This is a genomic window from Sphingomonas sp. NCPPB 2930, assembly GCF_042867205.1.
GTDB lineage: Bacteria > Pseudomonadota > Alphaproteobacteria > Sphingomonadales > Sphingomonadaceae > Sphingomonas.
In genome coordinates, this window is record NZ_JBHZQU010000017.1 from 64,182 (window position 1) to 74,307 (window position 10,126).

Annotated in this window: 10 protein-coding genes; 3 read left to right on the plus strand and 7 right to left on the minus strand. The window is 67.1% G+C overall.

Annotated features, from left to right (window positions below; translation table 11 throughout):
* The first annotated feature begins 24 nt into the window (after positions 1-24).
* A complete protein-coding gene (locus ACFX59_RS15920) occupies positions 25-1,335 on the plus strand; it encodes a chloride channel protein (protein WP_354296084.1) in 1,311 nt (436 codons plus the stop codon).
* A gap of 275 nt (positions 1,336-1,610) precedes the next feature.
* Here ACFX59_RS15920 and ACFX59_RS15925 read toward each other — a convergent pair whose 3' ends face one another.
* The 3 genes from ACFX59_RS15925 to ACFX59_RS15935 all read right to left on the minus strand — a co-directional run bounded on the left by ACFX59_RS15925 (position 1,611) and on the right by ACFX59_RS15935 (position 7,285).
* On the minus strand, positions 1,611-3,356 hold the full coding sequence (locus ACFX59_RS15925; RefSeq protein WP_387433596.1) for a methyl-accepting chemotaxis protein: 1,746 nt from the start codon (positions 3,354-3,356) through the stop codon (positions 1,611-1,613).
* A gap of 262 nt (positions 3,357-3,618) precedes the next feature.
* Entirely contained in the window at positions 3,619-4,635 is a 1,017-nt protein-coding gene (locus tag ACFX59_RS15930; RefSeq protein WP_387433599.1) for a DUF2332 domain-containing protein, read from the minus strand.
* Positions 4,636-4,792: 157 nt separating this feature from the next.
* Positions 4,793-7,285, minus strand: coding sequence for a TonB-dependent receptor domain-containing protein (locus tag ACFX59_RS15935; RefSeq protein WP_387433601.1), 2,493 nt, complete (start codon positions 7,283-7,285; stop codon positions 4,793-4,795).
* Positions 7,286-7,453: 168 nt separating this feature from the next.
* Here ACFX59_RS15935 and ACFX59_RS15940 point away from each other — a divergent pair, with 168 nt between their 5' ends.
* Complete coding sequence (locus tag ACFX59_RS15940) at positions 7,454-8,032, plus strand: class I SAM-dependent methyltransferase (protein ID WP_387433604.1); 579 nt, start codon at positions 7,454-7,456, stop codon at positions 8,030-8,032.
* A gap of 10 nt (positions 8,033-8,042) precedes the next feature.
* Here ACFX59_RS15940 and ACFX59_RS15945 read toward each other — a convergent pair whose 3' ends face one another.
* From ACFX59_RS15945 to ACFX59_RS15960, 4 genes are all read right to left on the minus strand, one after another.
* The gene (locus ACFX59_RS15945; protein ID WP_387433607.1) at positions 8,043-8,720 is read right to left on the minus strand and encodes a hypothetical protein; all 678 of its coding nucleotides are present in this window, start codon (positions 8,718-8,720) and stop codon (positions 8,043-8,045) included.
* Positions 8,721-8,820: 100 nt separating this feature from the next.
* The gene (locus ACFX59_RS15950; RefSeq protein WP_307101393.1) at positions 8,821-9,132 is read right to left on the minus strand and encodes a hypothetical protein; all 312 of its coding nucleotides are present in this window, start codon (positions 9,130-9,132) and stop codon (positions 8,821-8,823) included.
* Positions 9,133-9,295: 163 nt separating this feature from the next.
* A complete protein-coding gene (locus ACFX59_RS15955; protein ID WP_387433609.1) occupies positions 9,296-9,625 on the minus strand; it encodes a hypothetical protein in 330 nt (109 codons plus the stop codon).
* A gap of 21 nt (positions 9,626-9,646) precedes the next feature.
* Complete coding sequence (locus tag ACFX59_RS15960) at positions 9,647-9,835, minus strand: hypothetical protein (RefSeq protein ID WP_387433611.1); 189 nt, start codon at positions 9,833-9,835, stop codon at positions 9,647-9,649.
* On the opposite strand from ACFX59_RS15960, the gene ACFX59_RS15965 reads away from it, so the two are divergent.
* The gene (locus ACFX59_RS15965) at positions 9,834-9,956 is read left to right on the plus strand and encodes a hypothetical protein (protein WP_309700335.1); all 123 of its coding nucleotides are present in this window, start codon (positions 9,834-9,836) and stop codon (positions 9,954-9,956) included. The genes ACFX59_RS15960 and ACFX59_RS15965 overlap by 2 nt on opposite strands.
* Positions 9,957-10,126 lie beyond the last annotated feature (170 nt).

Genomic DNA, 10,126 nt, shown 5'->3' on the forward strand with positions numbered 1-10,126 from the left:
CGGCGGGCGGGGTAAGACGGTGGCATGCCCCGATCGAACCCCCTCCGATGGACACCCGCGCGCTACCGCGCGCTGCTCCGCAGCCGTGGCCCGCAATCCGTGCGATTCCGGACGCGACTCGCCATTTTGCTGGGCGCGATCGCGATCGGGCTGGCGGCCACCGTCTTTGCGCTGGCCGCCGATGCGGCGGGGGAGATGTTCGGCCGATTCGTCGCGCGCTATCCCTATGCCCCGCTGGTCGCGACGCCGCTGATCTTTGCCGGACTGGTGTGGATCACCCGCCGCTACGTCCCGCTCGCGCGCGGGTCGGGCATTCCGCAGGTGATCGCCGCGCAGGGCGATCCGGAGGGGGCGACCCATTCGCTGGTGTCGATCCGCACCGTGACCGGCAAGGCGCTGCTGACGCTGGTCGCGGTGCTGGGCGGTGCGTCGGTTGGGCGCGAGGGGCCGACGGTGCAGATCGCTGCCGCCGTGATGGGGCTGAGCCACCGGCTGCTGCGCGTGCCCCTGCGCGGCGCGGTGCTGATCGCGGGCGGCGCGGCGGGCGTGGCGGCGGCGTTCAACACGCCGCTGGCCGGACTGCTCTTCGCGATCGAGGAACTCGCCTCCGCCTATGAGCAGCGGGTCACCCTGCTGGTCATCGCCGCCATCGTGATCGCGGGCATGGTCGCGCAGTCGGTGCAGGGGGATTATGTCTATTTCGGGCTGATCGGCGCGCATATGAGCCTGGCCTCGGCATTGTTCGTGGTGCCGGTCGCCGGGATCGTCGGCGGGCTGGCGGGCGGCGCCTTTTCCCGGTTGATGCTGACGCTGGCCACGGGATCGAATCGGATCACCCGCCAAGCCAAGGCGCAGCCGATCCTGTTCGCCGCGCTGTGCGGGCTGGTGGTGGGGGCGCTGGGCTGTGCGACGGGGCTGACCTGGGGCACCGGTTACGGCGCGGCGCGGGCGATGATCGCGGGGCATGACGCGCCGCTCTGGTTCGGCCCGGCCAAGTTCGTCGCGACGCTGGCCACGGCGGTCGCCGGACTGCCCGGCGGCATCTTCGCCCCCTCGCTCGCGGTCGGGGCGGGGATCGGCAACATCCTGCGGTCGGTGTTCACCGATTCGCCGTCATCGGCGATCGTGATCCTGGGCATGGTCGGCTATTTCGCGGGCGTGGTCCGTGCGCCGCTGACCGCGGTCATCATCCTGGCCGAAACCACGAACAGCCGCGGCCTGATGCTGCCGATGTTCGCCACCGCCTATATCGCCGACGGGGTCAGCGCGCTGGTGTGCCGCGAGAAGCTCTATCACGGCCTGTCGCGGACCTTCGCGATGCGTCGCGAGGCGTGATCCCCTCAGGGCGGATCGACATTCAGTGTTGCGTCTTCTTCCCCTGCCCCCTGGACAGGGGAGAGGGTTAGCGAAGCTTGGGTGAGGGGTTGAGCGAGCCCAAAGGCTCGCGCGCTGCGCGCATGCACCCCTCACCCAGCTCCGACTAAGCCTTTGCTACGCAAAGACCAAGTCTGCGCAACCCTCTCCCCTCTGCGAGGGGCGAGGGGAGAAGAAGGCATCGCTGAATGGCGATCGGCCCTAGGTCACTCCGACCCTCTCAGGGGACGGGCTCGCTACGAGGCCAGCCGCATCGGCGGAGTGCGATCGGCATAGCCGGTCGCGGGCGGGGCAACCGGATCGACGTTGAAGCGCATCACCGAGGAGACGAGCGCGCCGCACTCCTTGGCCAGCATCGTCGCCGCCGCCGTTGATTCCTCGACCATCGCGGCATTCTGCTGCGTCACCGAATCGATCTCGCCGATCGCGATGTTCACCTGGCTCAGGCTGTGCGCCTGCTGTTCGGAGGAGCGCGCGATGACGTCGACCACGGTGCTGACGTCCGACACCTTGCCGATGATCCGTTGCAGCGCGTTGCCGGTCTCGTCGACCAGCACCACGCCCGACTTCACATGCTCGATCGCCGACAGGATGCGCGACTTCACGTCCGACGCCGCATCCGCCGATCGCTGCGCCAGCGCGCGGACTTCCGAGGCGACGACGGCAAAGCCCTTGCCCGCGTCCCCGGCCCGCGCGGCCTCGACCCCGGCGTTCAGCGCCAGGAGATTGGTCTGGAAGGCGATGCCGTCGATCACCGTGATGATGTCGACGATCTCGCGGCTGGCCTGGTCGATGCCGTTCATCGCGGTGATCGACTTGGCGACGATCTGGCCACCCTTCTCCGCCTCGTCGCGTGCCTCGGTCACGGCGCGGTTGGCCTGGCTGGCGTTGAGCGCGCCGTCGCGCACCCCTTGCGTGATCTCGCCCACCGCCGCGGCGGTTTCGCGCAGGCTGGCCGCCTGTTGCTCGCTGCGTGCCGACAGATTGTCCGTCGCCTGACGGATCTCCTCGATATTGGAACGGATCGCACCCGCGCTGCCGCGCACATGGCTGGTCAGCCCGGCGAGATTCTGGACCGCGCGGTTGAAGTCGGCGGCCAGCTGATGGAAGGCGGGCGGCAGGTCGGTCAGACGGACGGTCAGGTCCGCTTCCGAGAGCGACGACAGGCCCGAACCGATCGCCTGCAACGCCTGTTCCCGCTCGCGGTCGTCGCTGACCTTGGCCTTGGCGGCGTCGCGGAAGACGACCACCGCGCGCGCCATGTCGCCCAGTTCGTCGCCGCGCGCATGGCCGGGCACATCGACATCGTTATGCCCGCGCGCCAGGTCCGCCATCCGCCGGGTCAGCGCGGTGATCGGCCGCGCGATGCTGCGGCTCAGCATCATCTGGAGCGTGACGGCGATGCCGATCAGCATGATGCCGCCCAGCACCAGCGCGACGGTCGCGGTCGTGATCGCGCCTTCCTGCGACGCGGCGTTTTCCTTGATCGCCGCCGTCTCCTGGTCGCGGACCGCGCGCAGCGGCAGGACGATGTCGCTGGTCAGCACCGCCTTGCCCGCATCGCGCACCGCCTGCTGCGCCTCGTCGCGCCGCCCCGCCTTGACCCATTCGGTCAGCCGGTCGCTCCACTGCCGCCGCCACCGGGTCGCCTCGGCGCGCGACTTGGCGACATGGGCCAGCTCGGTCGAGTCGGTCAGCATCGCGGTCAGCTCGCGGCTGGTCGTGTCATATTCCTTGCGCGCTTCCTCATAGGATTTGAGGTAGCTCTTGTCCGCCGTGACGAGGAAACCGCGCAGCTGGCTGTTCTCGCGCAGGATCGACGTCTCCAGCGTCAGCGCCTTGGCATAGACCTCCTGCGCATGGTTGTTGCGTGCCGTCGCGCTCCGGATTTCCCAGATGTTGACGAAGAACACGATCGTCATCACCGCCGCGGACAGGCTGATCACCAGGAACGACACGCCCAGCTTCTTGGGAATGTTCATGTTCGTGAGCATTATGCGACTCTCTCGACAGGGGCGGAGGGCGACATGCGGATCACCATGCCGGGCAGGCCAGAGCCGACGCCGTCTGCCGATGAAGCGGACGGCCACGCGCGACGAGGCTCAGTGATGCCAGCGTCGCCATCATGGAATGAATGCGCATGATCCCCGTCGTTCTTGGAAATTTTCGTTGGAACGACGCCTAGGGGGGATGGCGTTAATTATGAGTGAAACCAGTCCAGTTACGGACCGATCGGACCGGGATTTACCCCTCCAGCCAGGTGATCGACGCGCCGTAGGGGTGGCAATGGGCCAGAATATGGTCGCGACCGTCGGGCCAGGAGCGCAAACGCAGTTCGACTCGCTCGCGCCGGGCATCCCATTCGAAGCCGATACAGGCCAATGGCCGCGAGTCGCTTGCCGCCTGTCCCGCGCGCGCCAGCGCCGCCTCGATCGCGGCCCGGTCGCCCGCATCGACATATTGCAGCACCATCGAATGCAGTACGACCCGGTGACGCCGCTCCGCCTGCGGCTCCCGCAACTGAATCGCGAGCCATTCGGCGGCATTCCCCGCCGCGATGCGGGGCGGATATTGCCGCGCCAGCGCCAGCGCATGGCCGAGTCGCTCGCCGCGTTCGGGCTGGTCGGCAAAGACGAAGGAGGCCAGCCGCTCGCAGGCCGTCGGATCGTTCACGTCGAGCGGATGGAGATCGACCCCATGCGCCTCCCGCACGACCACGGCCGCCTCGGGCGGCGGCGCGCCCTGCCAGACCGGCGCGATCCGCACCGGCGACGTCGCCATGCCCGCGCGTACGCCGCCCAGGTCATAGGCATAGCGCGCCAGATTGAGGTTCAACCCGGCGCTCGCCCCGATCTCCAGCAATTCGAAGTCCAGGCCATGGTCGCGCGCCAGGACCATCAGCGCGGCATGAAGCGCCGCCGCTCGCCCGACCTCGTTGGTCTGCGGCACCTGTCGCAGCCAGTCGACGAAAAAGCCGTCATGCGCCGCCAGCGCCAATGCGACCGCCTCGTCGAAACGGCGATGCTCCCCGGCATAGAGCGCGCTGAGCAGCGGCACCCTGCCCTGCCGCGCGAGCGCGTGAAAGGCGGCGTTGATCCGCATCGCGATCGCCGAGGATGCCGCATTGGCACCCCAGGAGCGGATCAGCATCGCGGTCTGCGGCGCATTCTCCAACTGCCGGTCCACCGCCGCCAGCAGATCGGCGACGAAGGGCGTGCCGATGGCGCGCATCACGAGCGATTGACGGTAAAGCTCGCTCACGGGACCATCCGGCTCCAGGCACATATTGGGCGAACGCTCCGTCTGCATCGCCCGCCTATGCGACCGCGACCGTTAACATATCAATGGTGTTTCGCCAGCGAACCGACGGGTCATAGCGGGGGGGCGGCGGCGCATGGCCGCGCGCCCCCTCGCCGGTTCAGAAGCCGACCCGCACCGACAGCGAGGTCGTCCGCGCGTTGATGGCGCGGGCCCGCACGATGCCGTTGGTCGGGATCACGCCGTCCTCCGCCTCGGTAAAGCCCAGCGCGTTGAACAGGTTGTTGCTGTTCAGCGAGACCAGGATACGGTCGGTGGCGCGGAACTGCACGAAGGCGTTGACCACCGTATAGCCGGGCAGCTTCAGCTGGTTGCTGTCCTGCGCATAGCTGCTGGTCGTGCCGATCACGTTCGCGCCGATCGTGACGCGGTCCAGATCGACCTGCGGCGTCGCCTGGAAGATCAGCCGGGCCTGGCGGCGCGGGGTATTACCGACCACGCCGGGGTTCAGCGCGTCGCTGACGATCTTGGCATCGGTCCAGGTCGCCCCGCCGGTCATGTTGAACGGGCCGACGCTATAGGCACCGTCCAGCTCCAGGCCATAAGCGCGATATTCGCGGTCGATGAAGACCTGACGCGTCGCCTCGTAATTCTGCTCCTCGGTGCGCGCCCAGAAGCCGGTCAGGTTCACATACATGCCGTTCCTGCGATATTTCAGGCCCAGCTCGGCCTGGCGCACATAGTCGACCGCCGCGTCCTTGTTGATCAGATGGCCGTCGGTCGTGCTGACCGCCGGGCCGAACAACAGCCGGTCGGCATTGGCGCGCGCCCCCCGGCTATAGCGGACGAACATCGCGAACGGCTCCGACACGCGGAAGTTGATCCCCGACGAATAGGACAGATAGTGCCAGCTGTAATCGACCGGCGCCGGACTGGTCAGCGGGATCACCGCCACGCGCCGCTCGGCCGCCGAGATCGCGCCGTCGCCATTCATGTCGCGCGCCGTGGTGCCGACCCGACCGCCGCCCAGATCCGACCCGAAGATCGCCCCTTGCGCATTGCCGAAGTCATAGCGGACGCTGGCGCCCAGCGCGAAACGCCCGATCTTGTAGTTCAGCGATCCGAACGGCGCATTGACGTTGTAATCGACGCGGTAGCTGCGGCGACAGCAGCCGCCGAAATAGTCCGCCCCGAATGCATAATAGCCGTTCTGCGTCTGCGGCACCCCTGCGGCATTGACCACGTCGACCAGCGCCGCGCGACCGTCGCCGCGCACGTCCATCAGCGTCGAGGTCCACAGCCAGTCGGTGTCGATCGTCTGGCGCGACTTGTAGAAGCCGGCGGTGGTCGTCAGCTCGCCCTTGCCGATGTCATAGACGCGGCTGGCGCGCAGGTCGTTGGTGACATTGTCCAGGCTGTTCAGCTTGGTGTCGAACACCACCACGCGGGCGAGCAGGCCGTTGCCGTTCAGCCCGGACAGGTTGGTGATCGCCTGCCCGCTATTCGGCCCGCTGGCATAACGCAGCGTCGCCCCCGCGCCGCCCAGCGCCGTCGCGGTCGCCGCCGCGCTATCGACCGCCGAGGGGAAGTTCGAAATGAACCGGCCCGAGACATCGGCATAGCGGAACCGGTCGGTCACGGTCCAACCCGACACGTCGAAGCGCGTCTCGACCCCGAAGGCGTTGACCACCGGATGTTGGCCGTCGCGCTTGTCGTCGACCACCGGATTATTCTGGCCGTCCAGCGTCACGTTGCTGGTGTCGTAGCGCGACAGCAGCGCATCGCGGGCGATGTCGAATCCCGGGACGTTCTCGTATCGCGGATTGGCGTTGGTGCCGGTCACGCGCACCGGATTGGGCAGATAGGCCGCCGACCGATCGTTCAGGAACTTGCCGTAGAAGCGGATATAGCCGCCGCTGAACTCCTTGGTGACGTTCAGCTTGATCTGGCCGCCCTTGGTGCCGTCATAGCCGACCCGGCGCGGCCCCTCGCCCTGGTGATAGAAGCCGCCGATATGGAAGCGCAGCGTGTCGGAGAGCTTGGCCCCGTAATCGAAGTCGAGCCGATATTCGCCATAGTCGAGACCCGCCGTCGCCATGATCGCACCGCCCGGCACCTCGCCGGTCTTGGAGATCATGTTGATGACCCCGCCCGGCGAGTTGGACGAGAAGGTCGAGGCCGAACCGCCGCGAATGGCGTCGACCGACGACACGTTCATATCGGCACGCAGGAAGATGTCGGCATTGCCGAAGGTGATGTCGCCGAACTCCAGCACCGGCAGGCCGTCCTCCTGCAACTGCAGGAACTTGGCGCCGCCCGACGCGATCGGCAGGCCGCGGATCGAGATATTGGCATTGCCATCGCCGCCCGAGCTTTCCGATCGGATGCCGGGGATGTTGCGGAAGATCTCGGCGGTCGAACGCGGCGCCGCCTTCAGAATCTCGGCCGCGCCGAGCGAGCTGGTCGAGATGGCGCTGTCCAGACGATCGCGCCCACGCGCCACGGCGGTGACGACCACATCCTTGTTGAGCATATCGGCCCGCGCGGCCTTGTCGTCCGCAGACTTGTCGCTCCGCGCCGTCTGCCCCTGAGCCTGCACCGGTACCAGAAGCGCGAACGGAATGGCCGAAATGAGCAGCCGTTGAAGACGCATAATATCCCTCTCCCCTGTTGATTGGGGAGTTCGTTACCGGACAAGCCTTTGCAAACGATTAAATATGTCGCGTGCCGGATGGATCGGTCGCTGTCTGATCCTGTATGGCGGATCGGCCGGTGGGATGCCGTGCCATGGACCGGTTCGATCGGGCGGGAGGGCGAAAGCATGACGGACAGTTCCGCCGGTTGGGAAGCCGTCGCCGATCGCTTCGTCGCGCTGCGCTCCGGCATCGGAACATCGGCGGTCAGCGGCTGGGCGGAGCGGCATATCGCGCTGGGTGCCACGATTCTCGACATCGGGTGCAGCCACGGCATGCCGATCGCCCAGGCCCTGGTCGACAAGGGATATCGCGTGGCGGGGGTCGACGCCGCTCCCAGGCTCGCAGCCGCCTTCGCCCGGCGCTTTCCAGACATGGCCATCGCGTGCGAACCGGCGCAGACCAGTCATTTTTTCAACCGCCGTCATCCCGGGATCATCGCCATCGGCTTTCTCTTCCTGCTGGACGCAGCGGAGCAACCGAACATGCTGCGTCGGATGGCCCAGGCACTGGAACCGGGCGGCAGGCTATTGGTCAGCGTCCCGCGCGAGGCGTGCGCGTGGCGCGATACGCTGACCGGGCTCGAGTCCGCCTCACTGGGTGCCGCGGCCTATGAGGCGGTTCTGGAGGAATCCGGCGTACAGCCCGTGGGATGGCTTGGGGACGAAGGGGGCAATGCCTATCTCGACGCAGCCGCGCCGGTCTGATCCATCCAATTTAGGAAGCGGCGACGGCCTGTACGCGCAGACGCGGGAAAACCTGCTCCAGCGGCTTGGTGTCGGGCAGGATATAGACATAGCCGCCCTTCTTCTGGAATTGCGGGCGCAACTGGCGGCCGTAAAAACCCTTGGGCACGTTGATACAGCCAAAGGTGATGCGATTGTCCTCCGGCGTCGGCGACAGCATCCGCTCGCGCCGCTTTTCCCTGGCGCCCGCATCCGACGGGATCGGATGGAGCGCGACCGAGGTCGCATAATCGACCCACAGGACGCGCTGGCCCGCCACCGGCAGTCCGAACCTGGCAAGGAATCGCCCGGCGGGGGTCGTCTTCTCGGCAGGGCCCAGATCGGCGAGCTTCTTGCCGCCGACGCCGGGGCTGGCCTCGTCCCCGGTCGCGATGCCGACCAGCACCGGCACCGAGGCGAGCAACTTGCCCTTCGCATCGAACAGGAACATCGCCGCCTGCGCCTTGTCGACCACCGCCCAGGGCAGCCCGCGATTGTCGCCCGATGCGGCGACCCAGGCCATGACCCGCGTCGCGCCGTCGGACGGCAGGATGACCGGATCGGCGGGAGCGGCCTTGGCAGGCTTGGCAGGCTTTGGCGGATGCGCGGCGCCCGCCGCGACGGGGGTGATCATCATCAGCGCGGCCAGGGCGCGCAGGATCGGCTTCATCGGTGCGGCATACTCGAAAAAGATCGGCCTCCCCATAAGGAAGGCCGACCGAGGAAAGGGGACAGGGTGGATCGGGGACTCGACACCGCCCCCAGGGTCATCAATGGCGCGGTCGGCGTGCGGGCTTCTGCTCCTGCACGGTCAACCGCTGTTCGACGCCATCGACGCGGCCATTCAGCTGATCCAGCCGCTGACCGTTATTCTGGGCCTGCCCGGCGGCGGCCTGGGCCTCCGCAAGCGCCGACTTGGCGGTGCCGTCGGTTTCCTGCAGCTTGGCCTCCAGCGTATCGACGCGCTGGCTCACCGGCGCGATCTGTTCGCGAACGAAGGACTTGGTCGCACAGCCGCCAAGGCTGACCGCACCGGCCAGCACCACAACCGCCACTAGGGATTTCGACGCGAAAGCAGACATCACATTTCTTCCAGTCATTAACCAACTGGAACAATCAAGCCGTGTCGCGTTCGACTTGCAATCCGTCATCTGTTCGACTGTGCCTGTTCTTCGCCCAGCCGATTATTGCCCACCGCATATCGTGGACTTGGGGCGTTCCGTCGCACGTCCAGTGCGAGAGGGATCACTTCTTGCGCTTCGCCTTGGCCGACGGAGCGAAGGGATCGACGGGAATATCATCGGCCCGAACATCGGGCCTGTCCGCTCCCTTGGCCTGCGCGCGCTGCTCCGCGACGCAGCGGCGCAGCGCGGCGATGGCGGCGCCGCTGCCGGCCAGGTCCAGCCGCTCGACCGGCACCTCGCCGCGCGTGATCTCCAGCAGCCGGGACGTCGCGAAATAGGTCGGGAATTGCGGCTCGAAGCTGGTGACGAACCCCTGCTTGCCGTCCGACGCGATCCCGACCGCGAAATGCTTGGGATAGCTGCCGCCCGACAGACGGAAATCGAGCTTCAACTCCGCCTTGGGCTTGATCGATCAATGCGCGTTCAACACCGACAGGCGGTTCGCGCCGTCCGGGTCGAGCCCGAGCAACAGGGTCGTCCCACCGGTGCGGTCATAGCTGCGCGTGATGAAACACCCCTCGCCATCCTTCCCGACCGCGACGGTCCATCCGGCAACATCCCGCGTCGAGGGCTCGCGGGCATTTGCGGGGAGAGCAACCATGTTGACCGTCACAAGGACCGCCATCGTCCAGATGGACGGAGACACCGGGCCACGGGAGAAAAAGGGTGCAACCATAGCCGTCGTCATTACCAACCGGGGCTATCTGCTGCAAACCAAGTGATCGGCTCACGCAACGTTGTTGCGGCTGGTATTCTCTGCACTCGCCGTGACGATCTATCCCGATGAACCGGGGGGGCCCGCAGCGGAGGTAGCGGCCAGCGTAGCGTCGCTGATGGCGTATGCCCTAAACGACAACGCCGCCCTGGAGGGCGGCGTTGTCGAGTTCTAAGG

Bases quoted from the DNA above. Each gene is read 5' to 3' on its own strand.
- ACFX59_RS15920 (WP_354296084.1), top strand. From the start codon at position 25: ATGCCCCGATCGAACCCCCTCCGATGGACACCCGCGCGCTACCGCGCG.
- ACFX59_RS15925 (WP_387433596.1), bottom strand. From the start codon at position 3,356: ATGAACATTCCCAAGAAGCTGGGCGTGTCGTTCCTGGTGATCAGCCTG.
- ACFX59_RS15935 (WP_387433601.1), bottom strand. From the start codon at position 7,285: ATGCGTCTTCAACGGCTGCTCATTTCGGCCATTCCGTTCGCGCTTCTG.
- ACFX59_RS15940 (WP_387433604.1), top strand. From the start codon at position 7,454: ATGACGGACAGTTCCGCCGGTTGGGAAGCCGTCGCCGATCGCTTCGTC.
- ACFX59_RS15945 (WP_387433607.1), bottom strand. From the start codon at position 8,720: ATGAAGCCGATCCTGCGCGCCCTGGCCGCGCTGATGATGATCACCCCC.
- ACFX59_RS15950 (WP_307101393.1), bottom strand. From the start codon at position 9,132: ATGTCTGCTTTCGCGTCGAAATCCCTAGTGGCGGTTGTGGTGCTGGCC.
- ACFX59_RS15965 (WP_309700335.1), top strand. From the start codon at position 9,834: ATGTTGACCGTCACAAGGACCGCCATCGTCCAGATGGACGGAGACACC.
- ACFX59_RS15960 (WP_387433611.1), bottom strand. From the start codon at position 9,835: ATGGTTGCTCTCCCCGCAAATGCCCGCGAGCCCTCGACGCGGGATGTT.